The sequence below is a fragment of the Brevibacillus sedimenti genome, assembly GCF_020923495.1.
Lineage (GTDB): Bacteria > Bacillota > Bacilli > Brevibacillales > Brevibacillaceae > Brevibacillus > Brevibacillus aydinogluensis.
Genome location: NZ_CP064048.1, coordinates 3,723,012 through 3,746,549, shown reverse-complemented (window position 1 = coordinate 3,746,549; position 23,538 = coordinate 3,723,012). Strand labels below are relative to the sequence as shown.

Below are 23,538 nucleotides of genomic sequence, written 5' to 3'. Positions count from 1 at the left end.
AGTGAACGACATCCGCGTTGGCACGGACGGCTGGCGCGCCATCGTCGCCGATCAATTTACGATGGAAAACGTGCGCGTCGTCGCCCAGGCCATTGCAGCCTATACCAGGGAAATCGGCCAACAGGAACAGGGCATTCTCATCGGTCATGACACGCGCTTTTTGGGCCGACGCTTCGCCGAGACCGTGGCAGGCGTGCTGGCCGCCAACGGCATTCGCGTCTATCTGGTCAACGAAGCAGCACCGACGCCGGCCGTGGCCTTTGGCGTCAAGCATTTTGCCGCCAGCGGCGCGGTGATGATTACCGCCAGCCACAACCCGCCTGAGTACAACGGGATCAAATACATTCCCGATTATGCCGGACCGGCCGCTCCGGAGATCACCAGCAGGCTGGAAGCGTTGATCCGGGCGGTCCAGGAGGCGGGCGGCGTCCGGGACATTCCGCTGGATGAAGCCAAGGCGCGCAAGCTGCTGCAGGTGATCGTGCTCCGTCCGCACTACGAGGCGCATCTCAGGCGAATGGTCCACCTGGACGTGCTGAAACAATCACCGCTGCGGGTCGTGATTGATCCCATGCACGGCGCCGGGATTGGCTACGTAAGCGGACTGCTGAAAGAAGCAGGGGTGGAGACGATCAGCATCCGCGAGACGGCCGACCCGTTTTTTGGCGGCAGCCTGCCGGAGCCGAACGATCACCACCTGTCCTTGTTGAAGAGGGAGGTCATCGACCGGCAGGCCGACCTGGGGTTGGCCAATGACGGAGACGGGGATCGCTTCGGAGCCGTTGACCGTTTCGGCCGGTACGTGCCGCCCAACGCCGTGCTCGCCCTGCTGACCCGCCATCTGGTCAAAAACAGGGGGCTGCGCGGCCGAATCGTACGCACCGTGGCGACCACCCACCTGTTGGACCGGATGGCGGCCCGCTACGGTCTGGAGCTGGTGGAGACGCCGGTTGGGTTCAAGTACATCGGCGCCCAAATGCTGCGGGGAGACGTGCTGATCGGCGGCGAGGAAAGCGGCGGCGCCAGCATTTTCGGCCACATTCCGGAAAAGGACGGCATTCTGATCAACCTGCTGTTGGCGGAGATGTGCGCCTGGGAAAAGAAAGGCATCGATCAGATTCTTCAGGAGGTCTGCGACGAGTATGGCGAGCTGTTTTCGACGCGCCTGGATATCCGCCTGCCGGGAAAAGAACGCTGGATACAGCAGATGCTGGCGGTGCCGCCTGGCCAGGTAGGCCCGTTTGCAGTGCGGGGAGTAAACCGCATGGACGGCGTCAAGCTGCTGCTCGACGGCGGTCATTGGGTGCTGATCCGTCCGTCCGGAACGGAGCCGCTTCTCCGCATTTACTGCGAGGCGGCGAACCCTGCCGCTCTTGAACAGATCAGAGAGGCTGTCCAAGACTGGTTTATCGAGATCAACGCGTAACGAACAAGCCCCTTTTGCGGTCTTGCCGGAAACGAACATGCATGTGCGGGGAAAAATAAAAGAGGCCGCCTCCCAGACTGGCCCATGCGGCGGGGAGGCGGCTTTTGCCGTTGTTCAACAGCATCCGCCGAGCAGGTTGCCTAATTTTCTGGTTTTGCTAGAATCAAAAAGAAGAAACCCTTCCGTGACGAAAGAAGAGGACACATGCGCATTCATCGAGACGTGTTGGACCCGTTCCTGCGTGAGGTAAAACTGGAAAGCCGTTCGCCGGACGACCCGGTCGTCGTGTTGCACACACCGTACCCGTGGGAATTGGTGGGAAGGGGCAACTACGCGGCGGTGTTCGCCCATCCTGACTACCCGGACGTGGTGGTGAAGCTGTACGCACCGGGGCGTCCCGGTTGGGAACAGGAAGTGGACGTGTACCGCAAGCTGGGGCAGACCCGCTCGTTTCCCGTCTGCTATCAGGCGGAGCCCTGCTTTCTGGTGCTGACGCGGATCAAAGGCATCTCGTTGTTTGACTGCCTTCGCTACGGCATTCCGATCCCGCCGCAGGTGATCGAGGACGTGGAGGAGGCGCTGGAGGAAGCCCGGTCCAAGGGGCTGTATCCCCACGACGTGCACGCCAAAAACGTGCTGATGGATCAGGGGCGGGGCTATCTGATCGACGTGTCCGACTACTACAAAAACATACCGGACAGCAAGTGGCGCGACTTGCGACGGGCGTACTACAAGTTCTACCTGCCGCTTTTCAAGGACCGCGGCTGGAAGATACCGCTCTGGGTGCTGGATGGCGTGCGCAAAGGGTATCGGTACTACAAAAAGCTGTCCCGCCTCTTTCGGTGAGCAGGGGAAGACGCACCGGTCCACGGGGAGCGTGGATCGTTTCATTGTTTCACAAGCGGCGCTGTGGTATCATTTTCTGTTGACGTCATGTTGCTGGCTGTCTGAGTCGGAGTAAGGAGGACCCCATCGATGTACTATCTCATTGCTGCTGCCATTGTCGCGCTCGATCAATGGACCAAGAACCTGGTGGTGACCCGGATGGAACTGGGGCAGTCGATTCCCCTGATTCCAGATGTGTTTCACCTCACGTCCCATCGGAACATGGGAGCGGCATTTGGCATCCTGCAAAACCAGCGATGGCTGTTTGTGATCATCACGATTGCCGTCGTGATCGGCATTCTGGTGTCGCTCGTGCGCATCGGCAAGCGGCAGCCGCGCGTGTCTCTCGCGCTTTCGCTGGTGTTGGGCGGGGCGATCGGCAATTTCATCGACCGCGTCAGCACGGGCCAGGTGGTCGATTTTCTCGATTTTACCCTGATCAACTTTCCGATTTTCAATGTAGCCGATATGGCCATTACATTCGGCGTTGCCCTGCTGCTGCTGGACGTGCTGCTGGAGGGCAGACGCAAGGCCGAGTAAGTGGTAAATGGAACGAGTGGTTGTAAACGATACTAGCGTACTACATACGAGGAGACAGAGATGAACGACACGCAGTTGTTTGAACGGTACGACTGGACCGTTGAGCCTGCCGACGCGGGTGAGCGGATTGACAAATTCATCACGATGCAAAACGAAGACTGGTCCCGGTCACAAGTGCAAATCTGGATCAAGGAAGGCCGAGTGTCCGTCAACGGGGAGCCGGTGAAAAGCAACTACAAGCTGGCGGCGGACGACGAGATTACGCTGCGCGTCCCCCCGCCGAAGGAAATGGCGATCGAGCCGGAGCCGATGCCGCTCGACATCGTTTACGAAGACGCCGACGTAATTGTTGTGAACAAGCCGCGCGGGCTGGTGGTCCATCCTGCCCCCGGACACTACAGCGGCACACTGGTCAACGGTCTCTTGGCCCACTGCAAGGATCTGTCGGGGATTAACGGCGTGCTTCGGCCTGGCATTGTCCACCGCATCGACAAGGACACGTCCGGTCTGTTGATGGTGGCCAAAAACGACAAGGCGCACGTCAGCCTCGCCCGGCAGTTGAAAGAGCACAGCGTCAACCGCAAATACGTGGCCATCGTGCACGGGGTTATCCCGCACGAAATGGGCACAATCGACGCGCCAATCGGCCGGGACCCGAAAAACCGGCAGCAGATGGCCGTCGTCTTTGAAAACAGCAAACCGGCCGTCACCCATTTTGTCGTGCTGGAACGGTTTAAGGCGTTTACCCTGGTGGAGTTGAAGCTGGAGACGGGGCGCACCCACCAGATCCGGGTGCATATGAAATACATCGGCTATCCGCTGGCGGGAGACCCCAAGTACGGGCCGAAAAACACGCTGGAACTGAACGGCCAGGCGCTGCACGCCAAAACGCTGGGCTTTGACCATCCGCGCACGGGCGAGCGGCTGGAGTTTGAAGCGCCGCTGCCGCAGGATCTGCTGGACGTGATTCACCAGCTGCGGCAAGCCTGACACAACGCACACATAATACGGTTCAGCGAATTAAACGCTAGGGAGTACCACAGATGTTCCCTGGCGTTTTTTGTTGCCGATGAAACATTGCCTCGTTGGTATCGTCATACCAACGACGAGAGAAAAAGGAGGAGTACGCATGTGGACGATGGTGAAACTGGCGGCATGTGCAGCGGCGCTGACGGCGTCGGTGCTGACCACATCCGCCCAGACCGGAACAGTCCCGGTCGCGACGGGTCAGGGCTCGGCTCCCGCGCCATCCCTGCCGACGGGAAGTGAACCGGCGGTAGACGTGCAGCCGGGAGAGCGGGCCGCAGACGCCCCTCAGCGCGTCAGCCAGACTGCCGTTCCGGCGACGATCGCGTTTATCCACAATAAGCATTTGTGGATACTCGACGCCAGCAAGGCCGACGCCGTGCCCGTGCAGGTGACGACGCAGGGCGAAGCAGAGATCGCCGGGTGGTCGGCCGACGGCAAATGGCTGCTCTACCTGCTGTACGAAAAGGAGGCGCGCTCCAGTTCGTCACCGGCTTACTTGTGGGCGGTGAAGGCGGACGGAACCGGAGCATTCCAGGTGGATGAGCGGCCCGTCTTGGAACATCCCAAGTGGTCGCCTGTCTCCCGCACCTTCGCCTACCTGGTCGCTGCGTCCGGGGCGGACGAGGACCGAAAAAAGCTGTTGGTGGTGGCGGAAATGGCCGGGGAGAAAGCGGGCGTCGTCAGCACCCAGACGATGGAGCTGGCCGATTTTGCCTGGATGCCGGACGGCAAGCGCCTGCTCGTCTCCGTGCCTGTCGCTTCGGACCGTCCGATGACGCTCAGGCTCATTGATCTGGCAGGCAATCAGCTGGCCGTCTATCCGCTTACCGAGCAGTCCAATGTGGACGAAGACATCTATCCGCTGGAGGCTACAGGGTTGAAAGTCGCTCCGGACGGCAAGCGGGTGGCTTACTATGTGTGGATGAATGCCGCTTCGCTTTCTAATGACGGCGTGCCGATTCAGATCCTTGACCTGACCCGCTCCGGCAGCAAACCGGTGGACATCGGCAGCGGTCTGGCCTATCCGCAGTGGCTGGCCTGGTCGCCGGACAGCAGCCTGCTGGCGTTTATCGACGGCGAAGATCGCATGGCCACGCACAACAAGCGCGTGATGATTGCGGATGCCAACGGGCGGGTGATCCCGGCAGGGCAGCCGGACAAGGTGGATGCGCAGCCGACGTGGACAGCCGCCTCTCCGTACACGCTGTATTTTACCCGCGGTGTTGAGACGTATTTTGAGGACGACCCGGAAAATCCGAAGGTGCCCGGGCAGCGTATTTGGCGGCGAAGCGCTGACGGCAGTCAGCAGGCTGTGACGCAGGGGACGGACAAGACGGCCGATATCTTTCCCACCCTGTCACCGGACGGAAACGCCTTGCTGTTTGTCCGGCTTGATGCCGCCGAACACGGCTCGCTCTATCTGAAAACGGGCAGTGAACGCGAAGTGGAACTACTTCGGCATGTGACGGGTTCCGTCGGGTTTTACGGCAACCACCTGCCGGCGTGGATCAGCGTTTTCTGGAAAGAGCAAAAACCTCATTGACACGGCTTGCGATTCGTGCCATAATTCATTCTGACAAAGGGAACCTTTAAATCCAGTCCTGTGAGGCTGGCAAGGGCACGGATACGCAGAGACGGCAGGAAAAAGGGCGGATCACCCCTTTTGCCTGTCATCGGCCAGTGGCTTCTTGTCGCCTGACAAGAAGCCTTTTTTGTGCCACAGGTAAGACAAGCCGATTTCCGGGAGGGAAGCGCACGTGATCAACAAGAGCGTCATCATGGACGAAGCGGCCATCCGTCGGGCACTGACGCGGATCGCCCACGAAATCATCGAGCGGAACAAGGGTGTGGAAGACTGTATCATCGCCGGCATCAAGACGAGGGGCATCTACCTGGCGCAGCGGCTGGTGGAGCGGATCGAACTGATCGAAAACGTCAAGGTACCGGTCGGCCAGTTGGACATCACCTTTTACCGGGACGATCTGCAGCACAAATCAGAAGATGCGGTGCTGCACGGTGCCCAGTTGCCCGGTGACATCACCGGCAAGACGGTCATTCTCGTCGACGACGTGCTGTACACCGGACGAACGGTTCGGGCCGCACTGGACGCGCTGATCGACAACGGCCGCCCACGCATGATCCAGTTGGCCGTGCTGGTGGACCGCGGCCACCGCGAGCTGCCGATCCGACCCGACTTTGTCGGCAAGAACGTCCCTACGTCCCGTACTGAGATTGTGGACGTGAAGCTGGCGGAAGTGGACGGGATGGACATGGTCACCATCCGCCAGTTGATCTGAGACAAAAATGGATACGCCTCTTTAACCGCAATCCCGTGAGGTTGCGAAGAGGTTTACGCGCTTTCCATGCCCGTGGAAGGATGGAAGGAGTATGCCTCTTTGTGCCTGCACAAAGAGGTTTTTTGTTGGCCGAAATACGCAGTGCAGTATAGACAAATAAAAGACAAAACAAACGCAGGGGGACAATACAGATGAGTCAAAAAAACTTTGTCGATGTGCACGAAACACCCGCGGTCTCCAAGCTGCTGCCGCTCAGCATCCAGCACCTGTTTGCGATGTTTGGCGCGACTGTGCTGGTGCCGATTCTGACCGGCCTGGACCCGGCGACCGCGCTCTTTACCAGCGGGGTGGGAACACTCCTGTTTCTGCTGATTACCAAAGGCAAGCTGCCCAACTACCTGGGATCGTCGTTCGCCTTTATCGGCCCGATCATCACGGTAAGCCAGGCCTATGGCGTCGGCACCGCGCTGCTGGGCTGTCTGCTCTCCGGTCTGGTCTACGTCATCGTGGCGGCGATCGTGCAGAAGGCCGGCGTCAAGTGGCTGGACCGCGTTCTGCCACCGGTGGTGATCGCGTCCGTCATCGTCGTCATTGGCCTGAGCCTGTCGGTGGTGGCCGTCGATATGGCGACCAAGGTAACGGTGGACGGCCAGTCGGTCATGTCGCTCACCTCCATTGAAATTTCACTGGTGACGATGATTGTAACGGTTCTGGCGGCTGTGATGCTGCGCGGCTTTTTTGCCCTCATTCCGATTCTCATCGGCATCATCGCCGGGTACCTCTACACGCTCATGCGTCATCCTGAGCTGATTGACTTGAACAAGGTGGCTACTGCAGAGATCATTTCCGCTCCGGACTTCAAGCTGAAAGAAGTGGCCTTCGCGCTCGGCGACCCGTCCGCCTGGGTAGCGGCGCTGATCATTGCGCCGGTCGCGTTTGTCACGCTGGCGGAGCACCTCGGCCACCTGCTGGTGACGAGCCGGGTAATGGACCGCGATCTGATGAAAGATCCCGGACTGCACCGCAGCTTGCTGGGGGATGGAGTGGCGACCGCGCTGGCCGGTCTGATTGGCGGACCGCCTGCCACCACGTACGGGGAAAACATCGGTGTGCTCGCCATCACCCGTGTGTTCAGCCGCACGGTGATTGCGCTGGCGGCGGTATTGGCAATCCTGTTCTCCTTCTGCGGCAAAATCAGCGAGCTCCTGATGACGATTCCGACGCCGGTGCTGGGCGGTGTCTCCATCATCCTGTTCGGGATTATCGCGGCCCAGGGGCTTCGCATGTACGTCGAAAGCAAAGTGGACTTTTCCAACAAGCGCAACATGATCATTGCCGCCGCGATTCTGGTGACCGGGATCGGCGGTTACAAAATCAGCTTCGAGGGCGTTTCCTTCTGGCAGTCTTTCCTGCACAACCTGACAATTGACAACATCGCCTTCTCCACCTTCCTCGGCATCGTGCTGCACCTGATCCTGCCGGGCAAGGAATCGGCGATGGGGGAAGCGCACCGCGAAGAACAAAAGCATATCGCCTGACACGTTCCGACGACCTTTAAATCAGTCCCGAGAGGCTGGCAAGGCGGCTGGGCGCTGTTTCACCTGCGCACAGGGAAGCAAATCACGAGCTTCTTGCCTTACCTGCCTTCACGGCAAAGACGGCAAGAAGCTTTTTTTATCCAATTGCGGAATACGGAGGGATTTTCGATGAGCATCGTCACGCACCTGATTGGCATGAAAGAGCTGACAACGGATCAGATCGAGCGGCTGCTGGATCGCGCCGAATACTGGGCGGAGCGGCCTGGTGTGCAGACGGATGTGCTGAAGGGACGCTTCATCGCCAACCTGTTCTTCGAGGCCAGCACGAGAACCCGCTTTTCGTTTGAGGTGGCGCAAAAACGGCTGGGTGCGCACGTGCTGAATTTCATCCCGGAGACCTCTTCCACTGTAAAAGGGGAAACGATCTACGACACGATCCGCACGCTGGAAGCGATGGGCGTGGAGGCGGCGGTCATCCGCACGAAAAAGGACGGCCTGCTGACGGAACTGGCCTCTGAAGTCAGCCTTCATCTGATCAACGCGGGCGACGGCACCAACGAACATCCCACCCAGTGTCTGCTCGACCTCTTGACGATGCGGCAGCAGTTCGGCCGGATCGAGGGGCTGACCGTGGCCATCATCGGTGACCTTCGCCACAGCCGCGTGCTCGGTTCGCATCTGCACGCCCTGCCCAAGCTGGGGGCCAACCTGCTGCTCGCCGGTCCGGCCAGCATGATGCCGCCGGCGCAGATCGTGCCGGACGGGGTGAAAACGGTCGACATCGACGAAGCGGTCCAGACGGCCGACGTGGTGATGATGCTGCGCGTGCAGTTGGAGCGGCACACAGACGCGCTGTTTGTATCCAAGGAAGAGTACCACCGGGCACACGGGCTGACGCTGGAGCGGGCCAAGATGATGAAGCCGGGCGCGGTGATCATGCACCCGGCGCCGGTCAACCGCGGAGTGGAAATCCACAGCGACCTGGTGGAATGCGAGAAGTCGCTGATCCAAAAACAAGTGACCAACGGCGTGGCTGCCCGCATGGCAGTACTGGAAACTGTGCTGAAAGGAAGCGATAAGACATGGGAATCATCCTTGGCAACGGCAAACGCATAAACGAGGCTGGCGAACTGATCCCCGCCGAAGTGCTGATCGAAGACGGACGCATCAAAGCGATCGATAAACAGCTTGCGCGCGACGGGCATGAGTGGATCGACTGCAAGGGCAGACTCATCTCCGCCGGCTTCATTGACGTCCACGTCCACCTGCGCGAACCGGGCTTTGAACACAAGGAGACGATCGCGACGGGGGCGCATGCAGCCGTAAAAGGCGGATTTACCACGATCGCCTGCATGCCCAACACCCGCCCTGTCATCGACAGTGTGGAGACGGTCCGCTACATTCTCGACAAGGCGCAGGAAGCGGGCAAGGCCCGCGTGCTCCCCTACGGAGCGATTACCGTGCGGCAGCTCGGCAAGGAATTGACCGACTTCGCCGCGCTCAAGGAAGCGGGGATTTTCGCCCTTACTGATGACGGCGTGGGCGTCCAATCCAGCGCGATGATGAAGGAAGCGATGAAGCGGGCGAAAGAACTGGGCCTCTCGATCGTTGCCCACTGCGAAGACGACGATCTGATCACTCCGGGCAGCGCGCTTCACGACGGCGTGGTGGCGGCGCGGCACGGCCTTCCGGGCATCCCGTCGGAATCGGAGTCGATCCACGTGGGACGGGACATCCTGCTGGCAGAGCAGACCGGCGTCCACTACCACGTCTGCCACATCAGCGCCAAGGAATCGGTGCGTCTGGTGCGGGACGGCAAGCGGGCCGGGGTGAACGTCACCTGCGAAGTGACGCCGCACCACCTGCTGCTCTGCGACGAAGACATCCCGGACGACCTGAACGCCAACTGGAAAATGAACCCGCCGCTGCGCAGCCGCGAAGACCGGGCGGCGCTGATCGCCGGACTGAAGGACGGCACGATTGACATCATCGCCACTGATCACGCCCCGCACACGACGGAAGAGAAGACGAACGGCATTGAGCGGGCACCGTTTGGCATCGTCGGACTGGAGACGGCATTCCCGCTCCTGTACACCCATCTGGTGCTGACCGGCGAACTGACGCTGAAGCAGTTGATTGAGCTGTTGACCGTAAAACCGGCAGAGATTTTCGGACTGCCGTACGGACGCCTGGAAGTGGGTGCTCCAGCCGATCTCAGCGTGCTTGATCTGGAAGCGGAGCGGACCATTGATCCCGGCACCTTTGCCAGCAAGGGAACCAACACGCCATTTGCCGGCTGGGTCTGCAAAGGATGGCCGACCCTGACGATGGTAAACGGTGCGATCGTATATCGGGAAGCGGAATAAGGAAGCAGAAAAAGGAGGAAGCGAAGATGCGAGCGAGACTGATCTTGGAAGACGGAACGGAGTGTGTCGGCACCGCTTTTGGGGCGACGACGGAGAGCGTGGGGGAAGTGGTATTCAACACCGGGTTGACCGGTTATCAGGAAGTGCTGTCCGATCCTTCCTACTGCGGCCAGATTGTCACCATGACCTACCCGCTGATCGGCAACTACGGGATCAATCGGGACGATTTTGAGGCGGTGCGCCCGTACATCCACGGATTCGTCGTCCGCGAGCACTGTGACACGCCGAGCAACTGGCGCAGCGCCGGGACGCTGGACGAACTGCTGAAAGCGTACGACATCCCGGGCATCGCCGGCGTCGACACGCGGATGCTGACCCGCAAGATTCGCTATCACGGTACGATGAAAGGGATGATCACGACCAGCGAGGCTCCCCTGTCCGAGCTGCTCGACTCGCTCCGCCGCGCTCCCCTGATGAACGATCAGGTGGCTCGTGTCTCCACCAAGAGCGTGTTTAGCTGTCCGGGAACGGGCCATCGCGTGGTGCTGGTCGACTTCGGCGCCAAGCATGGTATTTTGCGCGAGCTGACCAAGCGCAACTGCGATGTGGTCGTCGTTCCCCACAACGTGACCGCAGCCGAGATTCGCCGACTGCATCCGGACGGCATCCTCCTGTCCAATGGCCCCGGCGATCCGAAAGACGTGCCGCAGGCGATCGAGACAATCCGCGAGATTTTGGGCGAGTATCCGCTGTTTGGCATCTGTCTGGGCCACCAGTTGTTTGCCCTGGCATCTGGAGCGGACACGGTGAAGATGAAGTTTGGCCACCGCGGCGGCAACCATCCGGTCAAGGAGCTCGCGACAGGCCGCACCTACATCACGTCGCAGAACCACAGCTACGCGGTGAAAGCGGAGTCGATTCCGGGCACCGGCCTGGAGATTACGCACGTTGCACTGAACGACGGCACGGTGGAAGGTCTGCGCAATCTGGAGAAACGGGCTTTCTCCGTACAGTACCACCCGGAAGCGGCCCCAGGTCCTTACGACACCGGCTACCTGTTTGACCAGTTTCTCGAAATCATGGACACCGCGAAGGAGGAGAGGGCACATGCCAAAGCTCGCTGACCTGAAAAAAATCCTGGTGATCGGCTCCGGTCCCATCGTCATTGGACAGGCGGCGGAGTTTGACTACGCAGGCACACAGGCCTGCCAGGCGCTGAAGGAAGAAGGGCTGGAAGTGGTGCTGATCAACTCCAACCCGGCCACGATCATGACCGACACCAACATGGCGGACAACGTGTACATCGAACCGCTCACGCCGGAATTTGTCACCCGCGTCATCCGCAAGGAAAAACCGGACGGCCTGCTGCCTACCCTGGGCGGCCAAACCGGGCTCAACATGGCGGTGGCACTGGCAGAATCGGGTGTGCTGGCAGAAGAAAACGTGAAGCTGCTCGGCACCAACCTGGACGCGATCAAGCAGGCGGAAGACCGGGAGCAGTTCCGCGCCCTGATGAACGAGCTGGGCGAGCCGGTGCCCGAGTCGACGATCGTCAGCACCGTGGATGAAGCGGTGCGGTTCGCCAGCGAAATCGGCTACCCGATCATCGTCCGTCCGGCCTACACGCTGGGCGGCACCGGCGGCGGCATCTGCGAAGACGAGGAGAGCTTGCGGGAAATCGTGGCGAGCGGTCTGAAATACTCTCCCATCTCGCAGTGTCTGATCGAGAAGAGCATCGCCGGGATGAAGGAGATCGAGTACGAGGTAATGCGCGACGCAAACGACAACTGCATCGTCGTCTGCAACATGGAAAACATCGATCCGGTCGGGGTGCACACCGGCGACTCCATCGTCGTGGCGCCGAGCCAGACGCTATCCGACCGCGAGTATCAGATGCTCCGCTCCTCCGCGCTGAAAATCATTCGCGCGCTGGGCATCGAAGGCGGCTGCAACGTGCAGTTCGCGCTCGACCCGCACAGCTTTCGCTACTACGTGATCGAGGTAAACCCTCGCGTCAGCCGCTCCTCCGCGCTGGCCTCCAAGGCGACGGGCTACCCGATTGCCAAGATGGCTGCCAAAATCGCCATCGGCTACACGCTGGACGAACTGAAGAACCCGGTCACCGGCCAAACCTACGCCTGCTTCGAGCCGACGATCGACTACGTGGTGAGCAAAATCCCGCGCTGGCCGTTTGACAAGTTCCAGTCGGCCAACCGTAAGCTGGGCACGCAGATGAAGGCGACCGGGGAAGTGATGGCAATTGGCCGCACGTTTGAAGAGTCGATTATGAAAGCGATCCGCTCCCTGGAGATCGGCACCTACCACCTGGAGATCAAGGGCACGTCCGCGCTGGCCGACGAGGAGCTGAAAGACCGGCTGATCACCGCTGACGACGAGCGCCTGTTCCTGCTTGCAGAGGCACTGCGCCGCGGCTGGAGCATCGAGACGCTGCACGACCTGACCAGCATCGACCGTTTCTTCCTGCACAAGCTGCACAGGATCGTCGCTTTTGAACAAGAACTGGCGGCAGGTCTGACGCCGGAGAAGCTCTACGAGGCGAAGCGGATGGGCTTTACCGACCGGAAAATCGCTGAACTGACCGGCCGAACGGAAGCAGAAGTCCGCGCTCTGCGGGAAGAGCACGGCTTCAAGCCCGTGTTCAAGATGGTGGATACCTGCGCGGCCGAGTTTGAAGCGCAGACCCCGTACTACTACTCCACCTACGAGCAGGAAGACGAGCGGGTGGAGACGGGCAAAAAGCGCGTCGTCGTGCTTGGCTCCGGCCCGATCCGCATCGGCCAGGGCATCGAGTTCGACTACGCCACCGTTCACGCGGTCTGGGCGCTGAAAGAGGCGGGGTATGAAGCAATCATTATCAACAACAACCCGGAGACCGTCTCTACCGATTTCAACACCTCTGACCGCCTGTACTTCGAGCCGCTCTACATCGAAGACGTGATGAACATCATCGACGCGGAACAGCCCGAGGGCGTGATCGTTCAGTTTGGCGGACAGACGGCGATCAACCTGGCGGACAAACTGGCCGCCCGCGGCGTGCGCATCCTCGGCACCAGCCTGGAGAACATCGACGCAGCGGAAAATCGCGAAAAGTTTGAAGCGCTGCTCAGAAGCCTTGACATCGCCCAACCGCCGGGCAAAACCGTCACCTCTGTGGAAGAAGCGGTGGTGGCGGCTGAAAGCCTCGGCTTCCCGGTGCTGGTTCGTCCATCCTACGTCCTGGGCGGCCGCGCGATGGAAATCGTCTACAACAAGACGGAACTTTTGGAGTACATGGAACACGCAGTGAAGGTCAATCCGGAGCATCCGGTGCTGGTCGACCGCTACATGGTCGGCACGGAGGCGGAGGTGGACGCCATCTGCGACGGCGAAAACGTGCTGATTCCGGGCATTATGGAACACATTGAGCGCGCAGGGGTGCACTCCGGCGACTCGATCGCAGTGTATCCGCCGCAGTCGCTCTCGCCTGAAATCAAAGCAGAACTGGTAGACATGACGACGAAGCTGGCCCGCGCCCTGCAGATCAAAGGGCTGATCAACATTCAGTTTGTCATCTGCGACAACCGTCCGTACGTGATCGAGGTAAACCCGCGTTCGTCCCGGACCGTGCCGTTCCTGTCCAAAGTGACGGGCATCCCGATGGCGAACATCGCGACCAAGGCGATCCTCGGCCACTCCATCGTCGAGCAGGGCTTTACGCCCGGCTGCCATCCGGAAGACGAGATGGTTTCCGTGAAAGTGCCGGTCTTCTCCTTCGCCAAATTGCGCCGCGTCGACATCACGCTGGGTCCGGAAATGAAGTCGACCGGCGAAGTGATGGGCCGCGAGCGGACGCTGGCCAAAGCGCTGTACAAAGGGCTCCTGGCCGCCGGCATGAACATCCCGACACATGGTTCGCTGCTTGTCACCGTCGCCGACAAGGACAAGGAAGAAGCGCTGGAGATCGTGAAACGCTTCCACCGCCTGGGCTTTAAACTGCTGGCCACCTCTGGAACGGCGGATTACCTGGAGAAAGCGGGATTGACCGTCACCCGCGTAAACAAGCTGTCCGAGGGCACGCCCAACCTGCTGGACATGATCCATCAAGGGGAAGCGAATATTGTGTTAAACACCCTGACCAAAGGCAAGACACCGCAGCGGGACGGTTTCCGCATCCGCCGCGAAGCCGTGGAAAACGGTGCCGTCTGCCTGACGTCCCTGGACACAGCAAAAGCGCTCCTGCACGTCCTGGAGACGATCACGTTCTCTACGGAAGCGATGCCGGCGCAGCGCACGGGAGCCAAGCTCGCCGTGCCGGTATAACAGTCAGAGCGTCACCTACGCAGGGAAGCAAATTCGAGGCGGTGTCGCCACTAGGAAGGGAGAGAGCGGTGTGCCGCTGCAACCAACCGATATACGCGAGCGCATGATCGTTGCGCTCGACTTTTCCACGAAAAAGGACGTCACACAATGTCTGGCCCGGCTGGACGGGCTGATTCGATACGTCAAGGTGGGTATGGAACTGTACTATGCAGAAGGCCCGGCGATCGTCCACTACCTGAAGGAGCAGGGACTAAAGGTGTTTCTCGACCTGAAGGTGCACGACATTCCCAACACGGCCAAAGGGGCGATGAAAAGCCTGGCCCGTCACGGCGTCGACATGGTCAACGTGCACGCTGCGGGAGGCGTGGCGATGATGGAGGCGGCCCGGGAAGGACTGGAGCAGGGGACCGCGGCCGGTGCTCCCCGTCCTCTGCTGATCGGCGTTACGATGCTCACCTCGACCGGACAGCAGACGATGAACGAGGAGCTGGCGATTCCCGGCACGGTGGAAGATGTCGTCGTCCATTACGCGAAGTTGGCCAAACAGGCGGGGCTGGACGGAGTCGTCGCCTCTCCATTGGAAGTACCGATGATCAAGCAGGCGGCCGGTATTGATTTCCTCACCGTCACCCCGGGGATTCGGCCTCTCTGGGCGGAGAAGGGAGACCAGACCCGGATCACGACCCCGGAACAGGCGTTTCAGTTGGGGAGCGACTACATCGTAATCGGCCGGGCGGTTACGGCTTCGCCCGATCCTGCCGCCGCCTGGGAGCGGATCGTTAACGCCGTTCAGGCGGCATGCCTCTAAACGTACGCGAAGGGAAGAGGATAGGATGAATACCACGACAGCCAAAGAAATAGCGGGACACCTGCTGGAGATCGGCGCCGTTCACCTGCGCCCGGACCAGCCGTATACCTGGACATCCGGCATCAAGTCGCCGATCTACTGCGACAACCGGCTCACGATGTCTCATCCGCCGGTCCGCCGCCGGATTGCCCAGGCGTTTGCCGAGGTGATCCGCGAACATTTTCCGCAGGTGGAAGTGATCGCCGGCACGGCGACGGCAGGCATCCCGCACGCTGCCTGGGTGGCAGAACTGCTGGACCTGCCGATGATCTACGTGCGCGACAAGGCAAAGGGGCACGGGCGGCAGAATCAACTGGAAGGCGCGCTGGCCGCAGGTCAGAAAGTGGTGGTCATCGAGGATCTGATCTCCACCGGCGGCAGCTCGCTCAAAGCGGCAAAGGCCGTCCAGGCGGAGGGAGGCGACGTGCTCGGCGTGGCAGCGATCTTCAGCTACCAGTTTCCAGAAGCGGAAGCCCTCTTTAGGGAGGAAGGCATCCCGGTCGCGACGCTTTCCCACTACACTGCACTGCTCGAGACGGCACGCGAGCGCGGCGTCATCACGGCAGAGCAGGAAAGCCTGTTGGCCGACTGGCGCAAAGCCCCTCGCAGCTTTTATGCGTAACCGGTCATGACGCATGTCCAAACGGATTGGATAAAAAAATTTTGTACCTCAATCGACTGTACTTTACCAACGCCCTGTTTCGGGGCGTTTTTTGTTTTGTTCGTTACCAAAATGTAATTGATTTTCATGTTTTTTACATTATAATACTTCATAACCGGTGGGTAAAAATCGTGGATGCTCTTTTACATTTGAACGTAATGGAGGGATCATGAACAGACCATTACTGTACATAACCTTGTTTGCGTTTCTGCTTCTCACAGCAGGATGCTCGGATGAGAAACCCAAAAACGAACGCAAAGGTTTGACAGGATACGTCATCGAGACAAACTATGAGAAAAAAGCACTGCTGGTTGCTGAAAGTGACAAAACAGCAAGAGATGGCGACTATGACGCCGAATGGTATTTCGTAAACGACGATGCCATTCTGCTTGATCGCAAGAATAACAAGGTTTTGCTTACAGACATAGAGGTCGGAGCGGAAGTAGAAACATGGGCGGCTTCCCCTTCATTGGAATCGTATCCTGCGAAAACGGATTTGAGCAAACTTGTCGTTGCAGATGATGTACAACATCCACATTATCCCATGCTGCAAAAGAAAGCCATTCAAATGGCGCTAAACTTTGTAAAGAGTCTTTCTGACAAAGCTGATATATTCATTGTACAGGATGCAGTGAGCACCGAATCAGAATGGATCGTTCGCGTTTTTACTTTCAATGCAGGACAGAAGCACGAGATAAGTGTTCATGCAGAAACGGGTGAAGTAAAGCGAATCAAATAACCCGGTATTGGCGAAAGCGCCTTTTCCGTTGGTTCGACAGGTGCCAGTGCCTTGCTGGTCAAGAAAAAGGATGGCCGATCTGACGACGCCATCCTTTTTCGTATGTATGTCAACTTGCAGCGGCTTACGACCGGCGAAATGCCGGTCTGCCAGATTTTTGTTGACGAACAACCTGTGATTCTTTACAATGATACCCAAGAGTTAAACACTGTTCTTATCCAGAGCGGCGGAGGGACTGGCCCAATGAAGCCCGGCAACCGTCACGCGGTGCGTGACCAGGTGCCAATTCCTGCAAGACAGATGTCTTGACAGATAAGAAGCGGGTTTGATTGATATGGACGCAGACCTTCTTCTTGTCGGAGAAGGTTTTTTTATTTTTCTGTTTCAAAATTTCATAGGACTTCTTCTTATCCAGAGAGGTGGAGGGACTGGCCCGATGAAGCCCGGCAACCGTCACGCGGTGCGTGACCAGGTGCCAATTCCTGCAAGACATGCGTGTCTTGAGAGATGAGAAGAAGGCTCGAGCACAATGCACACCAGCCTTCTTCGAATCCGAAGAAGGCTTTTTCATGTTGTACAAACAAAAAACGGGGTGGAAAAACATGAGTGTGGTAAAAGTAGGCTTATTGGGATTGGGAACGGTAGGCGGCGGGGTGGTCAAGACGATCCGTTCGAAGCAGGAGAAGCTGTCGGCCCGGTTGGGCAAGCGCATCGAAATCGTCAAGGCGCTGGTGCGCGACTCGCGGAAGCAGCGGGCCGTGCAGGTGGAGCCATCGCTGTTGACGACACGGTTTGCCGACGTTCTGGAAAGCGACGTAGACATCGTCGTGGAAGTGATGGGCGGCGTGGAACCGACCTACGACTACGTACGGTCGCTGATCGAGAAGGGCTGTCATGTGGTGACGGCCAACAAGGAGCTGCTGGCCAAACGCGGCGCGGAGCTGGTGGAACTGGCCAACCGGCACGGCGTCCATCTCGCCTATGAAGCCAGCGTCGCGGGGGGAATTCCCATCCTTGGGGTGCTCCGTCAATTCCTCAGAACCAACGATATTACAAAGGTGTGCGGCATCCTCAACGGGACGACCAACTTTATCCTGTCGCAGATGGAGGAGGCCCAGCTTCCCTACGACGATGTGTTGAAGCGGGCACAGGAACTGGGGTATGCGGAGGCAGACCCGAGCTCCGACGTGGAAGGCTGGGACGCCTTGTACAAGCTGTACATTCTGGCACAGCTCGTGTTCGGGGAGTCGCTGCCCCTGTCAGCCATTGAGCGGCAGGGGATTGTTGAAGTCTCGCAGAGCCACATCCGGCTGGCGAAGGAACTGGGGTATCGGATCAAACTGCTGGCGCAAGCCCACCAGGGAAACGGCGGCCTGCACCTGTCCGTGCGGCCGACGCTGGTGCCGCTGGAGCATCCGCTGGCGCGCATCCAGGATGCGTACAATGCCGTACAGGTGGAAGGCAGTCTCGTCGGCGACCTTTTGTTCACCGGCAAAGGGGCGGGCGAATTGCCGACTGCCAGCGCGGTTGTGGAAGATCTGGCCTACTTGCTGACCCAACCGTTTGCGCCTCATCCCGCTTGGCGTGAACGGCCGGAGGCGGTCCCGTCCAGCCGCCTCTCATCCGGCCTCGACTTCTGCTGTCTGGCAGGGACAGCGGCTGGCGTGACGCCGGAGCAGGTACTGCTGTTTCTCGAACGGGCGGGTGTCTCCGTCCGCAGGATGACCGTCCAGTACGATTCGGGCAGCGTCCTGCGTGTGGGCCTGCTCGCTGCCGGACTGCAGGAGGAGCACGTTGGGCTTTTGGAACGGGATTTCGGCCTCGAAACGCGGCTTTATCCCGTGCTGGAGGCGGCCGATGATCAAGATGCTGACGGCGGGAGTGCGGGGCTGTAAACTAGCATCCAACTCCCCATCGCATTCGCCGGGATTTTTTGGCATGATAAAAGCGGAGCACTTCTTCTTCAAGGGGATGAGGACAAGTCATGCTGGGTTCGCAAACCATCTTGCCGGCCATTCGCCAAATGAAAGAATTTGAACGCGTCCTGGAAAGCCGGTACGAGACGATCATTTTGCTGGAGAGCCATATCTGCCAACTGAAAAGCATCGCCGACCTGGCACGCCGGCACGGAAAAAAGCTGTGGCTGCATGCCGATCTGGTGCAGGGATTGAAAAACGACGAGCACGGCGCACTGTTTCTTTGTCAGGAGATCAAGCCGGCCGGCGTCATTTCCACCCGTTCGCAGGTGATCACGACCGCCAAAAAGAAGGGCTTGGTCACGGTGCAGCGCCTGTTTCTGCTGGACTCCGGCGCGCTGGAGACGAGCTACAAAATCCTTGAGCAGACAAAACCCGATTTCGTCGAAGTCCTTCCGGGGGTCATGCCGCACATTATTACGGAAATTCGCGAACAGATTCAAATTCCGATCATCGTAGGCGGGTTTATCCGCACCCGGGAGGAGATCGAGAGCGCTCTGGCGGCAGGAGCCATCGCCGTCACCACCTCCGATCGAAACTTGTGGAAACAGCTGTAAAAAATGATTGACAACGCTTTCACGACCGCATAAGATTGATTACAGAAGTTCATATGTCGGATGAGATCAGGAGATCCACCTATATATTCCCTGTGTTTAAGTTCCTGTGGACTTAAACCGTGGATAAATAGGTGGATTTTCTGTTTTCTTCCAGTGGAGGTGAACAGCAAAAGAGGGAAAACCAGTCCAGACTCGTCATAAATATTAAAAAAAGAGAATGGAGGAACAAGATGTCGGCGTATTGGGCGGAACTGATCGGGACCATGATGCTGGTGATTCTCGGGGACGGCGTCGTGGCGGGAGTCGTGCTGAACAAGTCAAAGGCAAAAGACAGCGGGTGGATCGTGATTACCTTGGGCTGGGGGTTTGCTGTCGCCTTTGCCGTATACGCGGTCGGGGCCATCAGCGGCGGCCATTTTAATCCGGCCATTACCATTGCGTTTGCGTCAATTGGCTCGTTTGCCTGGGAGCTCGTGCCCGGGTACATTTTGGCCCAGATGGCCGGGGCGTTTTTGGGAGCAATCTTTGTCTACCTGTACTACCTGCCGCACTGGAGAGAAACTGCTGACCCGGCGGCCAAGCTGGCAGTATTCTGCACAGCTCCGGCGATTCGACACACATTTGCGAATATTCTCAGCGAAGGGCTGGGCACGTTTTTCCTCGTGTTTGGCCTGCTGGCTATCGGCAGCAACACGTTTACCGAAGGGCTCAATCCGCTGATCGTCGGATTTTTTATCGTCGCCATCGGCATGTCGCTCGGCGGGACCACCGGCTACGCGATCAATCCGGCGCGCGATCTGGGGCCTCGTCTCGCCCACTTTGTTCTGCCGATCCCGGGCAAAGGCACATCTGACTGGGGCTACGCCTGGATTCCGGTCGTGGGGCCGATCGTTGGCGGGACGGCGGGAGCGCTCGTCTTCAAGGCCTTGTTCGGATAGCGGTCGGCCCAAGCTGATTGAGGCAGAGATGATCGGGAAACGATAAAGGAGGATATGTGACGGATGGAAAAGATGTATGTTTTGGCCATTGACCAGGGCACGACCAGTTCCCGTGCCATTTTGTTCAACCGGGAAGGACACATGGTGGGAGTAGCCCAGAGGGAGTTTACGCAGATTTTTCCCCGGCCGGGCTGGGTGGAGCACGATGCCATGGAGATCTGGTCGTCCGTCGTCGGCGTGATCGGCGAAGTGCTGGCCAACCACAACATCAGCGCCCAGGAAGTGGCCGCGATCGGCATTACCAACCAGCGGGAGACGACTGTCGTCTGGGACAGACACACCGGTCTGCCGGTCTACAACGCGATCGTCTGGCAGTCCCGCCAGACGGCCGATATTTGCGAAGAGTTGAAGGCGAAAGGGCTGAACGACCTGTTCCGCGAACGGACCGGCCTGTTGATCGACGCCTACTTTTCCGGCACCAAGGTCAAGTGGATCCTTGACAACGTGGAAGGGGCACGCGCCAAGGCAGAACGCGGCGATCTCTTGTTTGGCACCATCGATTCCTGGCTGATCTGGAAGCTCTCTGGCGGCAAGGCGCATGTGACTGACTACACCAATGCGTCCCGCACGCTGATGTACAACATTTACGACCTGCGCTGGGACGACGAACTGCTGGCGCACCTCACCGTGCCGAAAGCGATGCTGCCTGAAGTGCGCTCCAGCTCGGAAATCTACGCGCATACCGACAAAGATCTCTTTTTCGGCGTGGAGGCGCCCATCTCCGGCGCGGCGGGTGATCAGCAGGCAGCCCTGTTCGGCCAGGCATGCTTTGAGGAAGGCATGGCGAAAAACACCTACGGCACCGGCTGCTTCATGCTGATGAACACCGGGGAGAGACCGGTGCGTTCCGAACACGGCCTGCTGACCACGATTGCCTGGGGGATCGACGGCAAAGTGGAATATGCGCTGGAAGGAAGCATTTTTGTCGCCGGTTCCGCCATCCAGTGGCTGCGCGACGGCCTGCGCATGCTGAAATCAGCGGCGGACAGCGAAGCGTACGCCAGCCGAGTGGAATCGACCGAGGGTGTCTACGTGGTGCCGGCGTTCGTCGGCCTGGGCACGCCGTACTGGGACAGCGACGTGCGCGGCGCCGTCTTCGGCCTGACGCGGGGGACCAGCAAGGAGCACTTCATCCGTGCCACGCTGGAATCGCTGGCCTACCAGACGAAAGACGTGCTCACCGCAATGGAGGCCGACTCCGGCATCAATTTGAAAAAGCTGCGCGTGGACGGCGGCGCGGTGAAAAACGACTTCCTGATGCAGTTCCAAAGCGACGTATTGGGCGTGCCGGTGGAACGTCCGCAGGTAAACGAGACGACCGCTCTGGGAGCAGCCTATCTGGCCGGGTTGGCGGTAGGCTTCTGGAAAGACAGGCAGGAGATTGCCGCCAACTGGCACGTCGACGGCGTCTTTGACGTGAAGATGAGCGAGGAGAAGCGCAACGAACTGTACGACGGCTGGAAAAAAGCCGTGCGGGCTGCGATGGCCTTCAAATAATCGGCCGCATGTGGTATACTGTACGCGATAAGTTCATACGGATGGTCTGAGATACGGAGTCGACCACTGATCCTTCTTTGCAGGCAAGGAGGGATTGGTGGTCGTTTGTGTTTTTTCCGGACTGTTCGGGTTGACCCATCGATAAAGTAGAACAGGGAGTGATGCGTGATGAAACGAGCGGAGCACCTGGCGCAACTCAAATCGACAGAGGTAGACCTGCTGGTGATCGGCGGCGGTATCACCGGAGCGGGGATTGCGCTGGACGCCCAGGCAAGGGGGATTCAAACAGGGCTGATTGAGATGCAGGATTTCGCCGCGGGGACCAGTTCCCGCTCCACCAAACTGGTTCACGGCGGGCTGCGCTACCTGAAGCAGCTGGAGTTTCGCCTCGTCTCCGAAGTGGGCAAAGAGCGGGCGATCGTCTACGAAAACGCGCCGCACGTCACCCAGCCGGAGTGGATGCTGCTGCCGCTGATCGAAGGCGGCACGTACGGACGGCTGGCCACATCTGTCGGCCTGTACCTGTACGACTGGCTGGCAGGAGTGAAACGGAGCGAACGGCGGCGGATGCTCAGCCGGGAGGAGACGCTCAAGATGGAGCCGCTCCTGCGCAAGGAAAAGCTGAAAGCGGGCGGTTACTACGTGGAGTACAAGACGGACGACGCCCGGCTGACGCTGGAAGTGATCAAAGAGGCGGCGGCCCGCGGGGCGCTGCCGGTCAACTACGTGAAGGCGGAGTCGTTCCTGTACGAAAACGGCAAGGTCGTTGGCGTGCAGGCCGTCGATCGGATCAGCGGGGAGACGTTTGCCATCCGCGCAAAAAAAGTGGTTAACGCTGCCGGTCCGTGGGTGGATGAATTGCGCGAAAAAGACGGTTCCCTGCAGGGCAAGCGGCTCTTTCACACCAAAGGGGTGCACATCGTCTTTGACCAGGCGCGGTTTCCGCTGCGTCAGGCCGTCTATTTTGACACGCCGGACGGCCGCATGGCGTTTGCCATTCCGCGCGCGGGGAAAACCTACGTGGGCACGACCGACACCCCCTACGACGGCGATCTGGCCCATCCGGTGATGACGGTGGAAGACCGCGATTACCTGCTTTCGGCCATCCATTACATGTTCCCGGAGGTGGGCATCCGGGCGGAGGACATCGAGGCGAGCTGGGCTGGGATACGGCCGCTGATTTACGAGGAAGGCAAGTCGGCTTCGGAAATCTCCCGCAAAGACGAAGTGTTTCGTTCCCCGAGCGGTCTGATCACCATTGCCGGCGGCAAACTGACCGGCTACCGCAAGATGGCGGAAAAGGTGGTCAACATCGTCGCACAGGAACTGGGCGTACAGGCAGGGTGCACGACGGACCGGATTGCGCTGTCCGGCGGCAAGGTGGGCGGCTCCGCAGGTTTTGCATCCTTTGTCGCAAGGAAAACAGAGGAAGGGATGGCGGCAGGCCTCAGTCGTGAGGAGGCGGAACGGCTCGTTCGCCGCTATGGCAGCAATATAGACCGCCTGTTTGCGATTATCCGCGAGCGCGGGCAGGAAGCAAAGCGGCACCAGATGTCGCTGGAAGTGTTCACGTCCCTGGTGTACGCGCTGGAAGAGGAGATGGCAGTGACACCGGTGGACTTTTTGCTTCGCCGCACGAGCAGTCTGCTGTTTGACATCGCGTGGGCGAAGCGCTGGAAAGAGCCGATCCTGTCCTTCATGAAGCAGTACGGAAACTGGAGTGCGGAACAGGCGGACGCGTACCGCCGCGAACTGGAGCAGCAGATCCACGACATGACGCCCTGACAGGCGGGCGAGGCGCCAAGTTAAATGGTCATGCTAACACCCCCTCCGGCAGATGATTCGGAGGGGGTGTTTTTGTT

19 protein-coding genes and 2 riboswitches are annotated in these 23,538 nt (G+C 59.3%); all 19 genes read left to right on the top strand.

The window, feature by feature from the left end; translation table 11 throughout:
* The first annotated feature begins 1 nt into the window (after nt 1).
* The 19 genes from IRT44_RS18340 to IRT44_RS18250 all read left to right on the top strand — a co-directional run bounded on the left by IRT44_RS18340 (nt 2) and on the right by IRT44_RS18250 (nt 23,461).
* Nucleotides 2–1,426 carry a phosphoglucomutase/phosphomannomutase family protein gene (locus tag IRT44_RS18340; protein WP_230077155.1) on the top strand — a complete coding sequence of 475 codons (1,425 nt, stop codon included), beginning with the start codon at nt 2–4 and terminating at the stop codon, nt 1,424–1,426.
* A 204-nt stretch (nt 1,427–1,630) separates the two neighbouring features.
* Nucleotides 1,631–2,272: a serine/threonine protein kinase gene (locus IRT44_RS18335; RefSeq protein WP_171564331.1), complete on the top strand. Its 642-nt coding sequence runs from the start codon at nt 1,631–1,633 to the stop codon at nt 2,270–2,272.
* Between the two features lie 129 nt (nt 2,273–2,401).
* Nucleotides 2,402–2,851: a signal peptidase II gene (lspA, locus tag IRT44_RS18330; RefSeq protein WP_171564330.1), complete on the top strand. Its 450-nt coding sequence runs from the start codon at nt 2,402–2,404 to the stop codon at nt 2,849–2,851.
* A gap of 60 nt (nt 2,852–2,911) precedes the next feature.
* Complete coding sequence (locus IRT44_RS18325; RefSeq protein WP_171564329.1) at nt 2,912–3,841, top strand: RluA family pseudouridine synthase; 930 nt, start codon at nt 2,912–2,914, stop codon at nt 3,839–3,841.
* A gap of 139 nt (nt 3,842–3,980) precedes the next feature.
* A complete protein-coding gene (locus IRT44_RS18320) occupies nt 3,981–5,423 on the top strand; it encodes a TolB family protein (protein WP_230077154.1) in 1,443 nt (480 codons plus the stop codon).
* Nucleotides 5,424–5,637: 214 nt separating this feature from the next.
* Entirely contained in the window at nt 5,638–6,177 is a 540-nt protein-coding gene (gene pyrR / locus IRT44_RS18315; RefSeq protein ID WP_171564327.1) for a bifunctional pyr operon transcriptional regulator/uracil phosphoribosyltransferase PyrR, read from the top strand.
* A gap of 191 nt (nt 6,178–6,368) precedes the next feature.
* A complete protein-coding gene (locus IRT44_RS18310) occupies nt 6,369–7,715 on the top strand; it encodes a solute carrier family 23 protein (protein ID WP_171564326.1) in 1,347 nt (448 codons plus the stop codon).
* 168 nt (nt 7,716–7,883) lie between these two features.
* Complete coding sequence (locus tag IRT44_RS18305) at nt 7,884–8,831, top strand: aspartate carbamoyltransferase catalytic subunit (protein ID WP_230077153.1); 948 nt, start codon at nt 7,884–7,886, stop codon at nt 8,829–8,831.
* A complete protein-coding gene (locus IRT44_RS18300; protein ID WP_212131858.1) occupies nt 8,798–10,081 on the top strand; it encodes a dihydroorotase in 1,284 nt (427 codons plus the stop codon). Before IRT44_RS18305 ends, IRT44_RS18300 begins: the two co-directional genes overlap by 34 nt.
* A gap of 26 nt (nt 10,082–10,107) precedes the next feature.
* Nucleotides 10,108–11,205 (top strand): glutamine-hydrolyzing carbamoyl-phosphate synthase small subunit, encoded by a 1,098-nt coding sequence (gene carA / locus IRT44_RS18295; RefSeq protein WP_230077152.1) that lies wholly within the window; start codon nt 10,108–10,110, stop codon nt 11,203–11,205.
* Nucleotides 11,189–14,401 carry a carbamoyl-phosphate synthase large subunit gene (gene carB, locus IRT44_RS18290; protein ID WP_230077151.1) on the top strand — a complete coding sequence of 1,071 codons (3,213 nt, stop codon included), beginning with the start codon at nt 11,189–11,191 and terminating at the stop codon, nt 14,399–14,401. Before carA ends, carB begins: the two co-directional genes overlap by 17 nt.
* A 70-nt stretch (nt 14,402–14,471) precedes the next feature.
* Nucleotides 14,472–15,209 (top strand): orotidine-5'-phosphate decarboxylase, encoded by a 738-nt coding sequence (gene pyrF, locus IRT44_RS18285; RefSeq protein WP_326838931.1) that lies wholly within the window; start codon nt 14,472–14,474, stop codon nt 15,207–15,209.
* A gap of 25 nt (nt 15,210–15,234) precedes the next feature.
* Nucleotides 15,235–15,870, top strand: a complete 636-nt coding sequence (pyrE, locus tag IRT44_RS18280; protein ID WP_171564321.1) for an orotate phosphoribosyltransferase — start codon at nt 15,235–15,237, stop codon at nt 15,868–15,870.
* Nucleotides 15,871–16,078: 208 nt separating this feature from the next.
* Complete coding sequence (locus tag IRT44_RS18275) at nt 16,079–16,648, top strand: DUF3221 domain-containing protein (RefSeq protein WP_171564320.1); 570 nt, start codon at nt 16,079–16,081, stop codon at nt 16,646–16,648.
* Nucleotides 16,649–16,859: 211 nt separating this feature from the next.
* A riboswitch (SAM riboswitch) is annotated at nt 16,860–16,967 on the top strand.
* A gap of 85 nt (nt 16,968–17,052) precedes the next feature.
* A riboswitch (SAM riboswitch) is annotated at nt 17,053–17,162 on the top strand.
* Between the two features lie 55 nt (nt 17,163–17,217).
* On the top strand, nt 17,218–18,543 hold the full coding sequence (locus tag IRT44_RS18270) for a homoserine dehydrogenase (protein ID WP_230077150.1): 1,326 nt from the start codon (nt 17,218–17,220) through the stop codon (nt 18,541–18,543).
* 89 nt (nt 18,544–18,632) lie between these two features.
* Nucleotides 18,633–19,181, top strand: coding sequence for a glycerol-3-phosphate responsive antiterminator (locus IRT44_RS18265; protein ID WP_171564319.1), 549 nt, complete (start codon nt 18,633–18,635; stop codon nt 19,179–19,181).
* A 230-nt stretch (nt 19,182–19,411) separates the two neighbouring features.
* Nucleotides 19,412–20,119 (top strand): MIP/aquaporin family protein, encoded by a 708-nt coding sequence (locus IRT44_RS18260; RefSeq protein ID WP_171564318.1) that lies wholly within the window; start codon nt 19,412–19,414, stop codon nt 20,117–20,119.
* Nucleotides 20,120–20,182: 63 nt separating this feature from the next.
* Nucleotides 20,183–21,676 carry a glycerol kinase GlpK gene (gene glpK, locus IRT44_RS18255; protein WP_212131862.1) on the top strand — a complete coding sequence of 498 codons (1,494 nt, stop codon included), beginning with the start codon at nt 20,183–20,185 and terminating at the stop codon, nt 21,674–21,676.
* Between the two features lie 168 nt (nt 21,677–21,844).
* Nucleotides 21,845–23,461: a glycerol-3-phosphate dehydrogenase/oxidase gene (locus IRT44_RS18250; RefSeq protein ID WP_212131863.1), complete on the top strand. Its 1,617-nt coding sequence runs from the start codon at nt 21,845–21,847 to the stop codon at nt 23,459–23,461.
* Nucleotides 23,462–23,538 lie beyond the last annotated feature (77 nt).